The organism is Streptomyces sp. NPDC046876 (assembly GCF_040645035.1).
GTDB lineage: Bacteria > Actinomycetota > Actinomycetes > Streptomycetales > Streptomycetaceae > Streptomyces.
Map to the genome: position 1 here is coordinate 115,045 of NZ_JBEYXK010000002.1, position 18,960 is coordinate 134,004.

The following is an 18,960-nucleotide window of genomic DNA, read 5'->3' on the forward strand; positions in this document are numbered from 1 at the left end:
CTCCCTCAGCCGAGCTGCGACAGGACCTGGGCCGAGATCAGCTCCAGGTGGTCGAGGTCGTCGAGGTCGAGCACTTGGAGGTAGATGCGGGAGCAGCCGATGGCCTCGTAGGCGCCGATCTTGTGGACGACCTCGGCGGGCGAGCCGGCCAGGCCGTTGGCCTTCAGCTCGTCCACCTCGCGGCCGATGGCGGCGGCGCGGCGGGCGACCTCCGCGTCGTCCTTGCCGACGCAGACGACGAGGGCGTTGGAGTAGACGAGGTCGTCGGGCTTGCGGCCGGCCTCCTCGGCGGCCCGGCGCACGCGCCCGAACTGCATCCGGCTGTCGGCGATCGACGCGAACGGCATGTTGAACTCGTCCGCGTACCGGGCGGCGAGGCGCGGGGTGCGCCGGGCGCCGTGGCCGCCGATGAGCACGGGCACCTTGGCCTGGGCGGGCTTGGGCAGGGCGGGCGAGCCCTCCACCCGGTAGTGGGTGCCGGTGTAGTCGAAGGTGGCTCCGGGCTCGGTCGCCCACAGGCCGGTGATGACGGCCAGCTGCTCCTCGAGCCGGGCCATGCGCTCCGCCGGGAAGGGGATGCCGTACGCCTTGTGCTCCTCCTCGAACCAGCCGGCGCCCAAGCCGAGTTCGACGCGCCCGCCCGACATCCGGTCGACCTGTGCGACCTGGATGGCGAGGACCCCGGGCAGGCGGAAGGTGCCCGCGGTCATCAGCGTACCGAGGCGGATCCGCTTGGTCTCGCGGGCCAGCCCGGCGAGGGTGATCCAGGCGTCGGTGGGCCCGGGCAGCCCGTCGCCCGCGCCCATCTTCAGATAGTGGTCGGAGCGGAAGAACGCATCGAACCCGAGTTCCTCGGTGGCCCTGGCCACCGCCAGGAGCGTGTCGTAGTCGGCGCCCTGCTGGGGCTCGGTGAAAATACGGAGGTCCATGCCTTCCATCCTGCCCCTCCCGGGAGCCGCTGCGAGGCGCCCGCGCTCCACCCCGGCAGGGTGAATCTGCGTCAACCCTGCGCCCGCCCCCGGCCCGGCCAGTGACCGGCGCCGGAGGGTGATCGTTGCTCGGACGGAGCCGGACCGCCCGGCCCGCGCGCCGGCGGCCTTTCGCCGGCACGTCCACCGCACCCTTCCGCTTCGGAAGGGCCAGGGCCGAGGAGGCCGCCATGTCCTACGAGTCCGCGCCCGAGCATCCCGGACAGACCGGACAGGCAGCACACGACCACGACCGCCGGGAGACCGCGGCAGCCCCCGCCGGCGGCGCGCCGAAGGGCCTGCTCCAGCAGATGGAAGAGCTGATGGCCGCCCTCAACGCCGACCTGTCGCAGCTCGACGCCGACCTCCAGTCCTCCGCGGACCGCACCCCCGGCACACCGCTGACCCCGGGCAGCCGCACTCCCGAGACCGATCAGCCCGCCCCCCGTTCGCTCTGAGCGGCCCTGAACGATCCCGAACGGCTCTGATCGGGTCCGACCGCTCCGATCGCCCCGATCTCTCCGAGCGGCTCGAACCGCCGGAACGGGCCCGATCGGCCCGATCGAACCCGATCAGGCCTGCCGCTCCGGCCGGTCCGGCCGCGGGTCCCGCCGGGCGCGACGGGGCCGACGCCGGTCGGCCGCCGCCGGGTCAGGCCACGCCCGAGGCCGACCCCCGCTCCCGGATCACGATCCGGCGCAGGATCGCGCGGACCCGGTCACTCGATTCGTCGGCCGCGTCTATGGACTCTATGCACTGCCAGTACAGGCTCTCGTCGTCCGTCCCGCACGCCACCCCGACCAGGGCGATGCCCACCTCGCCGAGCAGCGCCTGAAGCCCGAGCATGGCCTGCCGGACATCCGCGATCCCCGTCAGCTGCACCGCTCTCGGCGGGCCCTCCGGTACGCGGTCCCCCTCGCTCAGGGCGGCTCTGTCGAACACCCCGCAGCCTCTGCCTCCCGCTTCCCCCAGCCCCCGTGCCTCCGATCTCAGCTCCCGCGGTCCGCTGACCGCCAGCCAGTTGCCCATCCCCTGCGTGAGCGCCTGGGTCTGCCAGGCCTCGCCCACGATGTCCATCGCCGCCCCGCTCTGTGCCAGCGCGTGCCGGCCGGCCGCGATGAGCCGTACCGCATCCATATGCCGTCCCCCGTCCGCACGACATCCGCCGTTCTCACTACCCAGAGTGAGGGCAATGAGCCAGTAAAGCCAGGGGTATTCGGAAATCTGTGGACACAAACATGGTTGTGGATGTCGCCGTCACTCCGAAGAGTGACGATCCGAGGTCGGATCCCCCGCCACCGGGAAGCGGAGCTCGTTCCTCTCGATCTTCGCGGCGAGCGCATCCAGCACATCCACCCCCAGGACCTCACAGAATTGCAGCAGATACGCGAGCACGTCGGCGACCTCGTCGGTCACCCGGTGCGCGGTTTCCTCCTTCTCCATGACCGCCGCCGACTGCTCCGGGGTCAGCCACTGGAAGATTTCGACCAGTTCGGCCGCTTCCACGCTCAGCGCCACGGCCAGGTTCTTGGGCGTGTGGTACGGCTCCCAGCCGCGCGCCGCCGCGAAGTCGGCGAGCCGCCGCTGCAGTCGGTGCAGCCGTTCCTCCGGCCCGCCCGGCCGCCCCTCGGGCCCGCCCGACTGCGGCTCCTCGTTCGTCTCGTTCGTCTCGTTCGTCTCGTTCGTCTCGTGCATGTCGTGCGTGCCGTGCGTGTCGCTCATGCCCCCAGGTCTACCACCGTGGCCCCGGGGACCCCGCGGGCGGCCGCCGCGGTCTCCTGCCCGACCGCCGCGACCAGGCGGACGTGGCCGCGGGCGCAGGACAGCAGGGCCAGGCGCAGCAGCTCGGCGTTCTGCCGGCGGTCCATGGCGGCGTCGAAGCCGTCGGCGAGGACCGTGAGCGCCTGCCGGGCGGAGGGGAGTTCGGCCGCGGGGTCCATGGCGAGGACTCCGGGGCCGGTGAGCAGGACCAGCGCCAGCGCGAGGAAGCGGAGCTCGCCGGCGCCGAGCCGGGCCAGCTCGGTCGCGGGCCGGCCGGGGCCGCGGTCCAGCACCGCCGTGACGGGGCCGCCCGCCGGGGCCCGTACGCCGAGGCCGTGCACCGGGCCCGCGCAGGCGGTGCGGGCCGCGGCGGTCAGCAGGGCGTGGCGGGTGCCGCATTCGTGCCGGGTCCGGCGCAGCACGTCGGCCAGGTTGGCGCAGTCGCCGCGCAGCCGGCCCTCCCCCGGCGGGACGGGGTTCCGCATCGCCTCGGGGCGCGGGTCGCAGGCGAACACCGAGCGCAGGGCCACCACGGTCTGCTCGGCGGCGGCGAGGACCTGCCGCTGGGCGGCGGTGGCACCGGCCACGCGGAGCGGGAGCAGGGCGGTGACGAGGCGGTCGTCGGGCATCGCGGCCCGGGTGAGGCCGGCGGAGCCGCCGGCGGGCCAGGCCGCCTGCACCGAGCGGCGGCCCGGGTCGCGCAGTGCGGTCGCGAGCAGGATCTCGCCGCCGGCGGTGAGGCGCTCGCCGGCGATCCGCAGGGCGGGTTCGGCCTGGACGGCGAGGTCGAGGCGGACCGGGCCGGCGGGGCCGTCGACGGTGCAGCCGATGCGGAAGCCGCGCCGCCCCTGCGCGTCGGCGGGGGCCCGCTCGGGGATGCGGGCCGCCGCGTCCGGGAAGGCCTCGGCCAGGGTGGCGCCGGAGCCGAGGGCGGCGAGGGCCCCGTAGGCCGCGAGGGCCTGGGACTTGCCGCTGCCGCTGGGCCCGGCGAAGAGGGCGACGGGGCCGAGCGGGAACACGGCCCCGCGGTGCGCCCCGTACGCGGACAGCCGCAACTCGGTGACGACGGGCCGCTGGTGCGGGCCCTCCTGCCCACCCGCGCCCAGGCTCCCGGCCCCGCCGGCGACGACGGCCCCGACAGCCGTGGCCCCGACGGCGGCGGCCGGCGCGGGGACGGCGGCCGGCGCGGCGGAACGGGGTCCGGCAGGGCGTGGCGGAGGGGCCGCCGGCAACGCGGCGGCCGAAGTGGCGTCCATGCGCCGGACGGTACGGGCCGCCGGGGCCCCGGCGGGCCCGGTGAACCGTTCCGTCGCGGCGACCTTCCTACGATCGGGGGACGGCGGCGGCCGCGATCCCCTCGACCTCGGTCCCGACGGGCGCGAGCAGGAAAACGTTCCGGTCGACCCGGTGCATCCCGCTGCCGAGCCCGAAGACGACTCCGCTGCTGAAGTCGAGGATCCGCTTGGCCACTTCGGTGTCGGCGCCGGTGAGGTCGAGCAGCACCGGGATCTGCGCGATCAGGTACTCGGCCACCTCCCGCGCGTCGGCGAAGACCTGGACCCGGATCACGACGAAGCGCCGCTGTTCCGCAGCCGCCGCTTCGGGGGCCGTGGGGATCGTGCGGTGGTCCACCCGGGAGGGCCACTCGTTGCGACTGCGCAGGGGGACCACCTGCGCGAGCCCCTCCCACTGTTCGTCCGTGACGTCGTACCTGCTCACCGGGCCGCCTCGGCCGTGCGCTTCATGTGCATCCCCCCATCCTCTCGTGTTTCACCCGTTCAGCCCAACAACGACACGAGCGGGCGTCTGGGCACGCGGGGGTGCCGACCCGGAGAGAGATGAGTTAGGTTAGGCATACCTAAGTAGAGCGGTCTGCTGTCGTTTGCCCGTTCGTTCCGTTCGTTCTGGTTCGTTCCGTCCGTCCGACGTCCCTGGAGAGATCCGCATGCGCATGCCCGGTGCCCCCGACACCCCGGCCGCCGTCCGCCGTCCGACCGACGCCGAGCGGGTCCGGTCGGTCCTGGCCGCCGCCCACTCCATGACCGTGGTCACCGACGGGCTCCGCCGCGAGGTCCGCCACCTCGACGGCACCGATCCGCTGGGGCGGCTGCACCTGCACCCCGCCGAGCCGGGCGGGCACGCCGAGCACCGGCACGCGGTGCGGCTGGAGTTCACCGACGTCGCCCCCACCCCCGTACGGGACCGGGTCCGCGCCCGGGTCACGATCCTGGGCCGGCTCCTGACCCCGTACGCGGACGGCACCGTCGATCCGGCCGGCCCCGACGCACCCGCGTCGACCTGCATGGAGTTCGGCCGGGCCGTCCTGGAGACCGCCGAGGGCCGCGCGTACATCGGCCTCGACGAGCTCGAAGCGGCGCGGCCGGACCCACTGGCCCCGTACGAGGCGGGCATGCTCACGCACCTCCTCGACGACCATGCCGAACTCGTCACGCTGCTGCTGCGCCTAGTCGCGCCGCGGCCCGGCGCGGTCCTGGTGCGGGCGCTGCCGCTCACCATGGACCGCTACGGGCTCACCCTCCGCGTGGAGGAGCGGCGCGGGCACCGCGACGTCCGGCTGCCGTTCCCCTCGCCGCTGGACGACGTCGAGCAGTCGGGGGCGCAGATCCAGGCCCTGCTCAGCGCGGCCCGGCGCCGCTCGCACCACAACACCCTTCCCGCCTGAGGGCGTCGGCCCGGCGGAGCCGGGTCCCTTGGGGCTCCGCCCCCAAACCCCGCGCCTCAAACGCCGGCGGGGCCGGAATGCCCCCGCCGTTGGGGCTACTGCGCCGCGTGGCGGTTGGCCGGGCGGGGGAGGCCGTAGTTCTCGCGCAGGGTGGTGCCGGTGTACTCGGTGCGGAACAGGCCGCGGCGCTGCAGGATCGGCACCACGTGGTCGACGAAGTCCGTGAGCCCGGTGGGCAGCACCGGCGCCATGACGTTGAAGCCGTCGGCGGCGCCTTGCGTGAACCACTCCTCGAGCTGGTCGGCGATCTGCTCGGGCGTGCCCGCGTACACCCGGTGGCCGCGGCCCGCGCCGAGGCGGGCGATCAGCTCGCGCAGGCTCAGGCCGTCGCGCCGCGCCAGCTCGGCGACGAGCGTGAAGCGGCTCTTGTTGCCGTTGATGTCCCGTTCCTCGGGGAGGTCCGGCAGCGGGCCGTCGAGCGGGAGCCCGGTCAGGTCGACGCCGAGCATCCCGGACAGCTGGGCGAGCCCGTACTCGGGCACCTGGAGCTCGGTGAGCTGCCGCTCCAGGGCCTTCGCCTCGGCCTCGGTGGAGCCGATGACGGGCGCGATGCCCGGCAGGACGAGCAGGTCGGCCTCGCTGCGGCCGTACCGGGGCAGGCGGGACTTGAGGTCCTTGTAGAAGGTCTGCGCGTCGGCGAGGGTCTGCTGGGCGGTGAAGACGGCCTCCGCGTACTGGGCGGCGAACTCCTTGCCGTCCTCGGAGGAGCCAGCCTGCACCAGGAGCGGGTAGCCCTGCGGAGAGCGGGGCACGTTGAGCGGCCCCGCGACGGCGAAGTGCTCGCCGCGGTGGGCGGCCGGGTGGAGCTTGTCGGTGTCGGCGTAGATGCCGCGCTCCCTGTCCAGGACGATCGCGCCGTCCTCCCAGCTGTCCCACAGCTTGGTGGCCACGTCGAGGAACTCGCGGGCCCGGTCGTAGCGGAGGCTGTGTTCGAGGTGTTCCTCCCGGCCGAAGTTGCGGGCCTCGTCGACGCTGCCGGAGGTGACGATGTTCCAGCCGGCGCGGCCGTTGCTGATGTGGTCGAGCGAGGCGAACTTGCGGGCCAGGTGGAAGGGCTCGTTGAAGGTGGTGGAGACGGTCGCAATGAGCCCGATGTGCTCAGTGACGGCGGCGATCGCGGACAGCAGGGTGAGCGGCTCGAAGCCGCCGAGGGCGTTGTAGCGGGCCTTGCCCCACAGGGCGAGGCCGTCGGCGAAGAAGATCGAGTCGAGCCGCCCGCGCTCGGCGGTACGGGCCAGCTCCTGGAAGTAGCGCAGGTCGGTGACGCGTTCGGGGCTGCTGTCCGGGTGGCGCCAGGCGGCGTCGTGGTGGCCGGCGTTCATCAGGAAGGCGTTGAGGTGGAGCGTCCGGGCTGCGGTCGCGGTCGTGGTCGTGGTCGCGGTCATGGTGGGTTCGTCTCCTCGGGGATCGGCGGCAAGGGGTGCCTGGTGCGCGGCGGCGTCAGGTGGTGGGGATGCGCCAGAGGCTGAGGCGGCGTTCGATCGTGACCAGGAGCTGGTTGAACGCCACGCCGATCGCGGAGATGGTGATGATGCCCGCGTACATCTGGGGGATCGCGAAGTTGAACTGCGAGGCGTTGATCAGGTAGCCGAGTCCCGCCTTGGCGCCGATCATCTCGGCGGCGACGAGGACCAGGATCGAGACGGCCCCGGCCAGCCGGATGCCGGTGAAGACGGCCGGGACGGAGGCCGGCAGGATCACCTTCTGGAACAGCCGCGGCGTGGACAGGTCCACGGAACGCGCCAGTTTGACGAGGGTCGGGTCGACGTTGCCGACGGCGCTGATGGTGTTCAGCAGGATCGGCCAGACGCAGGCGTAGACGACGATCGAGACCTTGGAGGTCTCGCCGATGCCGAGCAGCAGCACGAAGACCGGCAGCAGGGCGAGGGCCGCGGTGTTGCGGAACACCTCCAGCAGCGGGCCGAGCAGGGCCGCGACGGGGCGGTACCAGCCGATGAGCAGGCCGAGGGGGACGGCGACGACGACGGCGATGCCGAAGCCGCCGAAGGAGCGGACGAGGCTGGCCTGGGTGTGCTCGCCGAGTTGGCCGTCGGCCAGCAGCTCCCACCAGGCGGCTGCGACCTCGCTGACCGGCGGGAGGAAGGTGGGGTCGGCGAGCCCGATGCGGGGCGCGGCCTCCCAGAGCGCGAGCAGAGCCAGGACGGCCACCGACCGCCAGAGCACGGCCCGCGCCCACCGGGCGACCGCCCTGAGGGGGCCCCACCTGCGGGGGGCCGCTCTGAGGGCGCCCGGGACGTTCGGCGCGGCCCGGTCTGCCTGCGCGGTGTTGTCGATGTCGTCGGTGCCGTCGGTGGCTGCCGGGTTGGCGGGCGGCAGGTGCGTGCGCTGCACGGACGAGAGCACCCCCGCCCCCGCCTCGGCCCCCGCCTCGGCCCCCGCCTCGGCCCCCGCCTCGGCCTCGGCCTCCAGCGCATCCGGCGGGGCGACAACGGCGGTGTTGTCGGTGTGGGCGGTGTGGGTGGTGTGGGTGGTGTGAGTGGTGGTGCTCATGCGACGACCTCCTCCTTCTCCAGTTGGCGGGCGCGCGCCACTTCGTCGTGCAGCAGGGTCCAGATCTCGTGCCGGTGGCGGGCGAACTCCGGGCTGGAGCGCAGCTCCTCCCCCTGCGCCGCGGCCCCCGCCCCGGCCCCGTCCCCGCGGCTGCCGAGGGAGACCGGGACGACCTCCTTGACCCGGCCGGGGCGGGAGGTCATGACGGCCACCCGCCCGCCGAGGTACACGGCCTCCTCGATGCCGTGCGTGATGAAGACGACGGTCTTGCCGGTGCGCTGCCAGATCCGGCGCAGCTCGTCCTGGAGGGACTCCCGGGTCTGTGCGTCGAGGGCCGCGAACGGCTCGTCCATCAGCAGGACGTCCGGGTCGTACGCCAGCGAGCGCGCGATGGCGACCCGCTGGCGCATGCCGCCCGAGAGCTCGTGCGGGTGGCGGTCCTCGAACCCGGCGAGGCCGACCAGGTCCAGGAACTCCCTGGCCCGCTCCGCGCGCTGTCTGCGCGGGACCCCCGTCGCCTCCAGCCCGAACTCCACGTTGCCGAGCGCCGTCCGCCACGGCAGCAGCGCGTACTGCTGGAAGACGATCCCGCGGTCCGGCCCCGGCCCGGTGACGGGCGCGCCGTCGAGCAGGATCCGGCCCGACGTCGGGCGGGTCAGCCCGGCCAGCAGGTCGAGCAGGGTGGACTTGCCGCAGCCGCTGGGGCCCACGACCACGAGGAACTCCCCCGCCTCGATCTCCAGGTCGATCCCGTCGAGCGCGGTGAACTCCTCCCGCTTCCTGTCCTTGGCCGGGAAGGTCTTCGTCACCGACCGGAACTCGATCTTCGCCATGCCGGTTCAGCCCTTCCCGTAGCCGTTGAACTCGTTCGTGTAGAGGTCGGCCGGCTTCAGCCCGCCCTGCTTGAGCTCGCCGCGGTCGGCGAGCCAGTCCAGCCAGAGCCCGAACTCCTTGTCCTGGATCCGGCCGCCCGTCTCGCCGACCCCGTACGAGCGCCAGTACTGCAGGGTCGCGGTGTCCTCGTTGCGGCCGCGCTTCTTGATGATCTCGGTCATGCGGGCGATGACCTCCTCGCGCGGGGTGCTCCGCGACCATTCGATGGCCTTGGCGACACCGGTGGTGAAGGTGCGGACGGTGTCCGGGTTCTCCTTGATGAACCGCTGGGTCATGACGTACGAGCCGGCGCTGAACCGGCCGAGCAGGTCGTAGTCGGTGAACACGGGGCGTATCCCGCCCGCGGCGAGCGCCTTGTCGCGCAGGACGCCGCCCAGCACGCCCACGTCGATCTGCTTCTGGCGCAGCACCTGCTCGGTGTTGACGGGCGGTACGACGAGGGCCTCGACCTTGGCGGCGTCGGCCTTGGAGATGCCGCCCCGGCTGAGGTAGATGTCCAGGAGGGCCTGGGAGTGCGCGCCCAGGGTGTTCATGCCGACCTTCTTGCCGAGCAGGTCTCGGGCGGAGCGGATCGGGCTGTCCTCCAGCACGTAGTAGCCGCTGTACGCGTACTCGTCGACGCCGTAGTAGGAGATGACGGCCTTGATGGGGGCCTTGCTCGCGGCGAGTTTGACGATGGCGCCGTTGAAGGCGCCGCCGAAGTGGATCTGGCCGGTGGCGGCGGACTGGATGTCCTGGGGTCCGCTGATGGTGTTGCCGACCCACTCCAGCTTCAGGTCGCCGAGGTAGCCGAGGTCGGCGGCCAGTTCGGGGAGGGTGACCGCCCCGACGTTGCCCTGGTACTTGAGCGTGGTGACCTGGCTGCCGGAGGGGCCGGAGCCGCCGCCCGCGGTGGCCGTGCCGCAGCTCACCGCGGCCGCCGAGATGCCGAGAAGGGTCAGGAACTGGCGTCGGGTCGTGGGAGCGAGGACTGCGGACATGGCTGCTGTTCCTTGTCGTTCGTTCGTTCGTTACGGGGCGAGGGCCGGTGCGGGGGCGGCGGCGGCGCGGACGGCGTCGGCGAACTCGTCGACGGCCTGGAAGAGGTCGAGCTCCGCCTCGGGCCTGAGCCGGTCGGGTCCGGAACCGCGCTCGACGGAGGAGTCCAGGACGAACCGCCCGGCGGTGACGTGCCGGGCGCCGAGGGCGGCGAGGACGGGGCGCAGGGCGTAGTCGAGGGTCAGGACGTGGGCGAGGCTGCCGCCGGTGGCGAGGGGCAGGACCGTTTTCCCGGCCAGCCCGTCCTGCGGCAGCACGTCGAGGAAGGCCTTGAGCAGACCGGTGTACGAGGCCTTGTAGACCGGGGTCGCGACGATGACCCCGTCCGCCCCGGCCACCGCCTCCAGGGCCCGCCGCAGCTCGGGCACGCCGCGCCGGGCGGCGAGCAGATCGGCGGCGGGCAGCTCGCTGACGGCGAGGTGGGCGGTGTCGAAGCCGGCGTGGGAGAGCCGGCGCAGCACGTGGTCGGCGACGACGGCGGTACGGGAGTGCGGGGAGGGACTGCCGGTTATGGCGAGCAGGGTGGGCACGGAAAGCTCCTTGATCAGACGGTGGCCGTGGACGCGCCCGACGGGATGCCGAAGGACGGGGCGGGGACGTTCTCCGGGCTCAGCAGCCGCGAGGGCACCCCGTCCGGGCCGACCGGGACGTCGCCGTCGACGGTGACCCGGCGCAGGGTGCGCTCGTGGTCGTCGGAGTCGTCGACGCCGTAGTGCTGGGTGGCGCGGTTGTCCCAGATCGCGACGTCGCCCACCTGCCACTGCCAGCGGACGGTGTTCTCGGGGCTCTCGATGTGCGCCTGGAACAGGTCGACCAGGAGCCGGGAGTCGCGGCCGGTCAGGCCGGCGATGCGCTGGACGAAGTTGCCGAGCAGGAGGGTGCGTTCGCCGGTCTCGGGGTGGACGCGGACCACGGGGTGCTCGGTGAGGAAGGCGGTGGAGGTGAACACCTCGCGGAACTGGGCGAGGGCCTCGGGCAGGGCGTCCGGCTTGAGCGCGGCGTAGTCGTACTCGTTGGAGTGCAGGGCTCGCAGGCCGTCGGCGAGCGCCCGCAGCGGTTCGGGCAGGTTGGCGTAGGCCGTGGCGGTGTTGGCCCAGAGCGTGTTCCCGCCGTACGGGGGGATGGTGACGGCCCTGAGGATCGAGAAGGCGGGGTAGGCGGGCACGAAGGTGACGTCCGTGTGCCACTGGTTGGCGCGGGCGCCGTGGTGGGAGTCGATGCCGAGGGCGTAGCGCCCGTCGGCGGAGGGGACGGTGGGGTGGGCGACGGGCGTGCCGAGGAGTTCGGCGAAGGCCTCGTGGCCGGCCTCGTCGAGGTGCTCCTGGCCGCGGAAGAAGACGACCTTGTGGGCGAGCAGTGCGGCGCGGATCTCGGCGACGGTCCCGGCGGCGAGGTCGCCGCCGAGGCGCACGCCGGAGATCTCGGCGCCGATCCGGCCGCCGATCTTCCTCACGGCGATGGTGGTCTCGGTTTCGGTGGTCGCGGGCTCGGTGGTGGCGGTGGTCATGGTGGACTCCCTGGTCAGGACATGAGCGGATTTATTTCCGCAGCGGAAGAAATGGAGGTGTGGGGTAGCCGGGTCGGCTGCCGCTGCGCGGGGCCTTCTCCCCGCCCCGCCCTTCCCCCGTTCCCCAGGGCTCCGCCCCGGACCCCGCGCCTCAAACGCCGGCGAGGCTGAACGGGCGGACGGGGACGCAGGAGGGGCACGCCCGGTAGGGCGAGCCCGCAGGTGCGGTGGACGAGCGTGGGCGGGCGGAAGAGGCCGTGAGCTTGAGGATCGGCCGCCCGGGATCGGTGGTACCGGGAGGTCGAGCGGTGCCGAGGGGTCGAGTGCCGGCCGGGCGGGCCGGACGGTTGGCCGCTCCGCCAGGCGGGCCGGGCGGTCGGCGGGTCTGCCGAGCAGCCGATCTGCCTAACGGCCGGTCGGCCGAGCAGTCGGTCTGCCGAACAGTCGGTCTGCCGAACAGTCGGTCTGCCGAGTAGCCGGTCTGCCGAGCAGCCGAGCGCAGGACGCGCGGCCGAGGGTGGGACGCGCGGGCGGGGCGGTACGGACTCAGGCGCGGCGCGGGGCCGGACAGCGGCCCGGACACGGACCCGGCGCGGTACAGGAGCAGCCGGGGGTGTGGAGCCGCGAGGCGGAAAGCTCGTTCGCGGACATGGCACGGAGCCTGTCAGCGCCCTCGGCCCCGGTCAAGCCCCGCTCGACCCGGCCGGGCGGAGGCCGGCCGGCCCCCCTCACCCACCACCGGCACCCGCTGCGACCTGCTCTTTTCCGTGCCGCCCGGGCACCCGCGCCGCCACCCGGAACGGCTTGAAACCGTGGCCGGATTTCATGCCCTCGCAACGAGCCCGCCACGCACCGCCCGGGCCGGGCGCCCGTTCCCGTCCGGCATGATCGGTATCCGGATCGGTATCGACCCCGCCCTCAGGAGCCCCCCGTGACCCGGACCGCCGGCGACAGCCGCGCCGACGCCAACGCCGCCGCCGTGCTGCGGACCGTGCTCGCGCACGGGCCCGTCGCGCGCAGCGAGGTCTCGCGGCTGTGCGGGCTGAGCCCGGCCGCCGTGTCCCGGCAGGCGACGGGTCTGCTGCGCGGCGGGCTGCTCCGCGAACTGCACGGCTCCGGCGGCGGGGTGGGCCGGCCGCTGGTGCCGCTCGACCTGAACACCGGCGCCGTGGGCGGGCCGGTGGCGGCCGGGCTGCACATCGGCGTGCCCGCCTCCACCTTCGGCCTGGTCGACCTGCGGGGCCGGCTGCTGGCCCGGCGGTCCTTCTCCCACACCGCAATCCCCCCGGCGGAACTGCCCGCCGCGATCGCCGACCGCCTCGGCGCCTTCCTCGACGAGTTCAACGGCCCCCGAGGCCATCACGGGGCCGGAGGCCCCCACGGCCCGCACCGCCCCCTCCTCGGCGTCGGTGCCGCGCTGGGCGGCTGGGTCCGCCCCGATGACGGCACCGTGGTGCGGCACACCGCCCTCGGCTGGCACGACCAGCCGCTCGGGGCCGTGCTCGAGGCCCGGCTCGGGCTGCCCGTCCGCGTCGACAACCACGCCCGCGCCATCGCCCACGCGGAGATCCTCTTCGGCCGCCCGGAGGCCGGCCGGAGCCTGGTGCACCTGTTCGTCGGCAACGTGGTGGACGCCGCGTTCGGCATCGGGGGAACCGTCCACCGGGGGCCGGGCGCGGCCGCCGGGGACGTCGCGCACCTGCCGGTGCCCGGTTCGCGGACCCCGTGCCCGTGCGGCCGTACCGGCTGCCTCCAGGCCACCGCCTCCGACACCGCGCTCGGCGCCGAGGCCGTACGGCGCGGCATCGTCCCCGACCCGTCCGTGAACCTGCTGGTCGACGCGGCCGCCGTCGGCGACCCGCGCGCCGACCGGCTGCTGCGCGAGCGGGCCCGGGCCGTCGGCCGGGCGGCCGCGCTGCTCCTCGACGTGTTCAACCCGGCCGTCATGGTGGTGACGGAGCTGTCCAGCGTCCTCCACGAGGGCTACCTGGACGAGATCCGCGAGGCGGCGGGCGCCCCGCGCGAGCACCGCATCGTCAGCCCGCACGCCGGACCGGCCGTACTTCCGGGGGCGGCGGCGGCCGTTCTCCTCGACCGGCTGTTCGACGCACCCCTGGACCCGCTCGTCCGTGCCCCCTCCCGTCTCACATGAGAGGGGGAGATCACATGCGGTGCTTATGGTCGTTCACAAGGTGACCCCCCTAGCATTCGAGCCATGACGGTCCTGCCTGATGACGGGCTCTCCCTGGCCGCCGAGTTCCCTGACGCGACGCATGAGCAGTGGCAGCGCCTGGTAGAGGGCGTACTGCGCAAGTCCGGCAAGGACGTATCCGGCGAGGCCGCGGAAGACGCGTTGTCCACGAAGCTCGAGGACGGGCTCATCACCCGCCCGCTGTACACCACGCCCGATACGCCCGCCGACACCGGATTCCCCGGGTTCGCCCCGTTCGTACGGGGCGGCACGCCCGCCGGCGGCTCCGCCTCCGGCTGGGACGTGCGCCAGCGGCACCTCGGCACCGACCCCGCGCGGGTGAACGAGGCCGTCCTCGCCGACCTGGAGAACGGCGTCACCTCCCTGTGGCTGAGCCTGGGCCGGGGCGGGCTGCCCGTCGAGGCCTTGGCGAAGGCCCTGGACGGGGTCTACCTCGACCTCGCACCCCTCGCCCTCGACGCCGGAGCCGAATTCGCGGCCGCCGGTCGCGCCTTGCTGGCCCTGTACGCCGAGCGCGGCGTGGCCCCCGAGGACGCCCGCGCCGTCCTGGGCGCCGACCCGCTGGGCCACGAGGCCCGCACGGGCCGGCCCGCCGGCACCGACGCCGACGCCGACGCCGACAGCGGCCTCGAAGCCGCCGTCGCCCTCGCCCGGGAGGCGGCCGCCCACTGGCCGGGCGTGCGCGCCCTGTCCGTGGACGCCCTGCCGTACCACGAGGCGGGCGGCTCGGCGGCCGAGGAGCTCGGCCTGTCGCTGGCCACCGGCGTCGCCTACCTGCGTGCGCTCACCGGCGCGGGCCTCGGCATCGAAGCCGCCCTCGGCCAGCTGGAGTTCCGCTACGCGGCGACCGCCGACCAGTTCCTGACCATCGCCAAGCTGCGCGCCGCCCGGCTGCTGTGGGCCCGCGTCGCCGAGGCCTGCGGGGCGCCCGCCGCGGGCGCCCAGCGCCAGCACGCCGTCACCTCGCCGGTGATGATGACCCGCCGCGACCCGTGGGTGAACATGCTGCGCACCACCGTCGCCTGCATGGCGGCGGGCGTGGGCGGGGCGGACGCGGTCACCGTGCTCCCCTTCGACCACGAGCTGGGCCTGCCGGACGCGTTCTCGCGCCGCATCGCCCGCAACACCTCCTCCATCCTGCTGGAGGAGTCGCACCTGGCCCGCGTCATCGACCCGGCCGGCGGCTCCTACTACGTGGAGCGGCTCACCTCCGAACTGGCCGAAGCCGCCTGGGAGTTCTTCCAGACCGTCGAGCGGGCCGGCGGCCTGCCCGCCGCCCTGCGCTCGGGCCTGGTCGCCGAGCGGCTCGCCGCCACCTGGGCCGAGCGCTCCGCGAAGCTGGCCAAGCGCCGCGAACCCGTCACCGGTGTGAGCGAGTTCCCGCTGCTGACCGAGCAGCTGCCCGAGCGCGAGGCCGCCCCGGCCGCGCCCTCCGGCGGGCTGCCGCGCGTACGGCGCGACGAGGCGTACGAGGCGCTGCGCGCCCGCAGCGACCGGCACCTGGAGGCCACCGGGGCCCGGCCGCGGATCTTCCTCGCCGCCCTCGGCACGGCCGCCGCGCACACCGCCCGCGCCACCTTCGCCGCGAACCTGTTCCAGGCGGGCGGCATCCAGCCGGTCCACGACCCGGTGTCCGTGGACGCCGCCACGGCCGCCGCCGCGTACGCGGCGAGCGGCGCGGACGGCACGGCCGTGCTGTGCTCCAGCGACGCCCTGTACGAGGAGCAGGCCGAGGCGGTCGCCGCGGCGCTGCGCTCGGCGGGTGCGACGACCGTCTTCCTCGCGGGCAGGCCCGGCACGGCGGCCGGCGCCGTCGACGAGTACGTCTTCGCCGGCTGCGACGCGGTCGCGGTGCTGTCCAACGTCCTCGACCGGATGGGAGTCGCGCAGTGAGCGGCACCGGAAACCCCGGAATCCCCGATTTCTCCGCCCTCCCGCTGCGCGGCGCCGCGGCTGCCGCCTCCGAGGACCAGTGGCGCAGCGCCGTCAAGGAGTCCACCGGCACGGCCGCCGGGGACCTGGTGTGGGAGACGCCCGAGGGCATCGGCGTGCAGCCGCTGTACACCGGGCGGGACCTGGAGGGCCTGGACTTCCTGCAGACGTACCCGGGCGTGGCCCCGTACCTGCGCGGCCCGTACCCGACCATGTACGTCAACCAGCCCTGGACGATCCGCCAGTACGCGGGCTTCTCCACGGCCGAGGAGTCCAACGCCTTCTACCGGCGCAACCTCGCGGCCGGCCAGAAGGGCCTGTCGGTCGCCTTCGACCTGCCGACGCACCGCGGCTACGACAGCGACCACCCGCGCGTCACCGGTGACGTAGGCATGGCGGGCGTGGCGATCGACTCGATCTACGACATGCGCCAGCTGTTCGACGGCATCCCGCTGGACAGGATGTCGGTGTCGATGACGATGAACGGCGCGGTGCTGCCGGTCCTCGCCCTCTACATCGTGGCGGCGGAGGAGCAGGGCGTCTCCCCCGACAAGCTCGCCGGGACCATCCAGAACGACATCCTCAAGGAGTTCATGGTCCGCAACACCTACATCTATCCGCCGAAGCCCTCGATGCGGATCATCTCGGACATCTTCTCCTTCACCTCGCAGAAGATGCCGCGGTACAACTCCATCTCCATCTCCGGCTACCACATCCAGGAGGCCGGGGCCACGGCCGACCTGGAGCTGGCGTACACCCTCGCCGACGGCGTGGAGTACCTGCGGGCCGGGCAGGAAGCGGGCCTGGACGTGGACGCGTTCGCGCCGCGCCTGTCCTTCTTCTGGGCGATCGGCATGAACTTCTTCATGGAGGTCGCCAAGCTGCGCGCGGCGCGCCTGCTGTGGGCGAAGCTGGTCAAGCAGTTCGACCCGAGGAACACCAAGTCGCTGTCGCTGCGCACGCATTCGCAGACCTCCGGCTGGTCGCTGACGGCGCAGGACGTGTTCAACAACGTCACGCGTACGTGCATCGAGGCGATGGCCGCGACCCAGGGCCACACCCAGTCGCTGCACACCAACGCCCTCGACGAGGCCCTCGCGCTGCCGACGGACTTCTCGGCGCGCATCGCCCGCAACACCCAGCTGCTGCTGCAGCAGGAGTCGGGGACCTGCCGGTCGATCGACCCGTGGGGCGGCAGCGCGTACGTCGAGAAGCTGACGTACGACCTGGCGCGGCGGGCCTGGCAGCACATCCAGGAGGTCGAGGCGGCCGGCGGCATGGCGCAGGCCATCGACGCGGGCATCCCGAAGCTGCGCGTGGAGGAGGCCGCGGCCCGTACGCAGGCGCGGATCGACTCCGGGCGCCAGCCGGTGATCGGCGTGAACAAGTACCGCGTCGACAGCGACGAGCAGATCGAGGTCCTGAAGGTCGACAACTCGGCGGTGCGCGCGCAGCAGATCGACAAGCTGCGGCGGCTGCGCGAGGAGCGCGACGAGGCGGTCTGCCAGGACGCGCTGCGGGCGCTGACGAACGCGGCCGAGCGGGGCGCGGGCCGGGACCTGGAGGGCAACCTGCTCGCCCTCGCGGTGGACGCGGCCCGGGCCAAGGCCACCGTCGGTGAGATCTCGGACGCACTGGAGAAGGTGTACGGGCGGCACGCGAGCCAGATCCGTACGATCTCGGGTGTGTACCGCACCGAAGCAGGCGAGTCCCCGTCCGTGGAGCGCACCCGTGCGCTCGTCGACCGGTTCGAGGAGGCGGAGGGCCGCCGTCCGCGCGTGCTCGTCGCCAAGATGGGCCAGGACGGCCACGACCGCGGCCAGAAGGTGATCGCCACGGCCTTCGCCGACCTGGGCTTCGACGTCGACGTCGGCCCGCTGTTCCAGACCCCGGCGGAGGTGGCCCGCCAGGCCGTCGAGGCGGACGTCCACGTGGTGGGCGTGTCGTCGCTGGCGGCCGGCCACCTGACCCTCGTCCCGGCGCTGCGCGAGCAGCTCGCGGAGGAGGGGCGCGAGGACATCATGATCGTGGTGGGCGGGGTGATCCCGCCGGCCGACGTGCCGACGCTGCTGGAGATGGGTGCGGCGGCGGTGTTCCCGCCGGGCACGGTCATCCCGGACGCGGCCCACGACCTGGTGACGCGGCTGGCCGCGGATCTGGGCCACGAGCTGTAGGCGGGGGCCGGTGCCGAAGATCGACATCGAGGCCTATGCGAAGGGGGTGCTCGACGGCAAGCGCGCGTTCATCGCGCGCGCGATCACGCTCGTCGAGTCCACCCTGCCCGCGCACCGGTCGCTGGCGCAGACGCTGCTGACGGAGCTGCTCCCGCACGCGGGGCGGGCCCGGCGCATCGGGATCAGCGGGGTGCCGGGCGTGGGCAAGTCCACGTTCATCGACGCGTTCGGCACCATGCTGACCGGGCTGGGGCACCGGGTGGCGGTCCTCGCCGTGGACCCGTCCTCGACCCGTACGGGCGGCTCCATCCTCGGCGACAAGACGCGGATGGAGCGGCTGTCGGTGGACCCGGCCGCGTTCGTACGCCCCTCGCCGTCGGCGGGGACGCTGGGCGGGGTCGCCAAGGCCACCCGCGAGTCGATGATCGTGATGGAGGCGGCGGGCTACGACGTCGTCCTCGTCGAGACCGTCGGCGTCGGGCAGTCGGAGACGACCGTGGCCGGGATGGTGGACTCCTTCCTGCTGCTGTCCCTGGCCCGTACGGGCGACCAGCTCCAGGGCATCAAGAAGGGCGTCCTGGAACTGGCGGACGTCCTGGCCGTGAACAAGGCCGACGGCCCGCACGAGCGCGACGCCAAGGCCGCCGCCCGCGAACTGTCGGGTGCGCTGCGGCTGATGCACCCGGTGGACGCCGCGTGGACGCCGCCGGTGCTGACGTGCAGCGCGCGGGAGTCCAGCGGGCTGGACGAGGTGTGGAACCGCCTGGAGCAGCACCGGCGGCTGCTGGAGGCGGGGGGCCGGCTGGCGGCGAAGCGGGCTGCGCAGCAGGTGGAGTGGACCTGGTCGATGGTCCGCGACGAGCTGCTGGAGCGGCTGCGGGCGGATCCGGCGGTACGGGACCTGGCCCCGGCCCTGGAGGCCCGGGTCAGGGAGGGCTCCCTGACCCCGACGCTGGCGGCGGACCACATACTGGCCGCGTTCGGCCGGGCGTAGCGGAACCCCCGGCCGGGGTGGCCTTGCGCCGCTCCGGCCGGGCCTTCCGGCGGGCCCGGCCGGCGGCCTTTGTGCCGCTGCGCGGAGCCGTTCCCCACCCCGCCCCTTCCCGAAACCGGGACTCCGCCCCGGACCCCATTCGCCTCAAACGCCGGCGGGGCTGGGATGCCGCCGGCGGGGTTGGGATGGCGCCGGCGGGGCTGGGATGGCGCCGGCGGGGCTGGGA

Annotated in this window: 17 protein-coding genes; 6 read left to right on the forward strand and 11 right to left on the reverse strand. The window is 73.9% G+C overall.

The annotated features are described in order from the left end of the window. Positions 1–5: 5 nt before the first annotated feature. Positions 6–929, reverse strand: coding sequence for an LLM class F420-dependent oxidoreductase (locus ABZ924_RS02215; protein ID WP_361902675.1), 924 nt, complete (start codon positions 927–929; stop codon positions 6–8). A gap of 230 nt (positions 930–1,159) precedes the next feature. On the opposite strand from ABZ924_RS02215, the gene ABZ924_RS02220 reads away from it, so the two are divergent. Then, positions 1,160–1,426 carry a hypothetical protein gene (locus ABZ924_RS02220; RefSeq protein ID WP_361902973.1) on the forward strand — a complete coding sequence of 89 codons (267 nt, stop codon included), beginning with the start codon at positions 1,160–1,162 and terminating at the stop codon, positions 1,424–1,426. A gap of 193 nt (positions 1,427–1,619) precedes the next feature. Here ABZ924_RS02220 and ABZ924_RS02225 read toward each other — a convergent pair whose 3' ends face one another. The 4 genes from ABZ924_RS02225 to ABZ924_RS02240 all read right to left on the reverse strand — a co-directional run bounded on the left by ABZ924_RS02225 (position 1,620) and on the right by ABZ924_RS02240 (position 4,448). Further along, positions 1,620–2,105: a DUF6099 family protein gene (locus ABZ924_RS02225; RefSeq protein WP_361902678.1), complete on the reverse strand. Its 486-nt coding sequence runs from the start codon at positions 2,103–2,105 to the stop codon at positions 1,620–1,622. 120 nt (positions 2,106–2,225) lie between these two features. Further along, a complete protein-coding gene (locus tag ABZ924_RS02230; protein WP_361902961.1) occupies positions 2,226–2,567 on the reverse strand; it encodes a nucleotide pyrophosphohydrolase in 342 nt (113 codons plus the stop codon). Between the two features lie 119 nt (positions 2,568–2,686). Then, entirely contained in the window at positions 2,687–3,985 is a 1,299-nt protein-coding gene (locus tag ABZ924_RS02235) for an ATP-binding protein (RefSeq protein WP_361902681.1), read from the reverse strand. A 67-nt stretch (positions 3,986–4,052) separates the two neighbouring features. Further along, entirely contained in the window at positions 4,053–4,448 is a 396-nt protein-coding gene (locus ABZ924_RS02240) for a cell division protein SepF (RefSeq protein ID WP_361902684.1), read from the reverse strand. Between the two features lie 226 nt (positions 4,449–4,674). On the opposite strand from ABZ924_RS02240, the gene ABZ924_RS02245 reads away from it, so the two are divergent. Beyond that, positions 4,675–5,412, forward strand: coding sequence for a DUF2470 domain-containing protein (locus tag ABZ924_RS02245; protein WP_361902687.1), 738 nt, complete (start codon positions 4,675–4,677; stop codon positions 5,410–5,412). 95 nt (positions 5,413–5,507) lie between these two features. Here the strand turns inward: ABZ924_RS02245 and ABZ924_RS02250 are convergent, their stop codons facing one another. From ABZ924_RS02250 to ABZ924_RS02275, 6 genes are read right to left on the reverse strand one after another with little or no spacing between them, the layout of a single operon-like run. After that, positions 5,508–6,857, reverse strand: coding sequence for an LLM class flavin-dependent oxidoreductase (locus ABZ924_RS02250; RefSeq protein ID WP_361902690.1), 1,350 nt, complete (start codon positions 6,855–6,857; stop codon positions 5,508–5,510). A 55-nt stretch (positions 6,858–6,912) separates the two neighbouring features. Continuing rightward, positions 6,913–7,983 (reverse strand): ABC transporter permease, encoded by a 1,071-nt coding sequence (locus tag ABZ924_RS02255; protein ID WP_361902693.1) that lies wholly within the window; start codon positions 7,981–7,983, stop codon positions 6,913–6,915. Next, entirely contained in the window at positions 7,980–8,816 is an 837-nt protein-coding gene (locus tag ABZ924_RS02260; protein ID WP_361902700.1) for an ABC transporter ATP-binding protein, read from the reverse strand. Before ABZ924_RS02260 ends, ABZ924_RS02255 begins: the two co-directional genes overlap by 4 nt. Positions 8,817–8,822: 6 nt before the next feature. Next, positions 8,823–9,857 (reverse strand): ABC transporter substrate-binding protein, encoded by a 1,035-nt coding sequence (locus ABZ924_RS02265; RefSeq protein WP_361902703.1) that lies wholly within the window; start codon positions 9,855–9,857, stop codon positions 8,823–8,825. A gap of 30 nt (positions 9,858–9,887) precedes the next feature. After that, on the reverse strand, positions 9,888–10,445 hold the full coding sequence (gene ssuE, locus ABZ924_RS02270; protein WP_361902706.1) for an NADPH-dependent FMN reductase: 558 nt from the start codon (positions 10,443–10,445) through the stop codon (positions 9,888–9,890). 14 nt (positions 10,446–10,459) lie between these two features. Next, positions 10,460–11,422: a TauD/TfdA family dioxygenase gene (locus tag ABZ924_RS02275; RefSeq protein ID WP_361902709.1), complete on the reverse strand. Its 963-nt coding sequence runs from the start codon at positions 11,420–11,422 to the stop codon at positions 10,460–10,462. A 931-nt stretch (positions 11,423–12,353) separates the two neighbouring features. On the opposite strand from ABZ924_RS02275, the gene ABZ924_RS02280 reads away from it, so the two are divergent. The 4 genes from ABZ924_RS02280 to meaB all read left to right on the forward strand — a co-directional run bounded on the left by ABZ924_RS02280 (position 12,354) and on the right by meaB (position 18,734). Then, on the forward strand, positions 12,354–13,574 hold the full coding sequence (locus ABZ924_RS02280) for an ROK family protein (protein WP_361902711.1): 1,221 nt from the start codon (positions 12,354–12,356) through the stop codon (positions 13,572–13,574). A 63-nt stretch (positions 13,575–13,637) separates the two neighbouring features. Then, complete coding sequence (locus tag ABZ924_RS02285) at positions 13,638–15,527, forward strand: methylmalonyl-CoA mutase subunit beta (protein ID WP_361902714.1); 1,890 nt, start codon at positions 13,638–13,640, stop codon at positions 15,525–15,527. A 20-nt stretch (positions 15,528–15,547) separates the two neighbouring features. Continuing rightward, positions 15,548–17,740 (forward strand): methylmalonyl-CoA mutase, encoded by a 2,193-nt coding sequence (scpA, locus tag ABZ924_RS02290; RefSeq protein ID WP_361902964.1) that lies wholly within the window; start codon positions 15,548–15,550, stop codon positions 17,738–17,740. A gap of 10 nt (positions 17,741–17,750) precedes the next feature. Continuing rightward, on the forward strand, positions 17,751–18,734 hold the full coding sequence (meaB, locus tag ABZ924_RS02295; protein WP_361902717.1) for a methylmalonyl Co-A mutase-associated GTPase MeaB: 984 nt from the start codon (positions 17,751–17,753) through the stop codon (positions 18,732–18,734). Positions 18,735–18,960 lie beyond the last annotated feature (226 nt).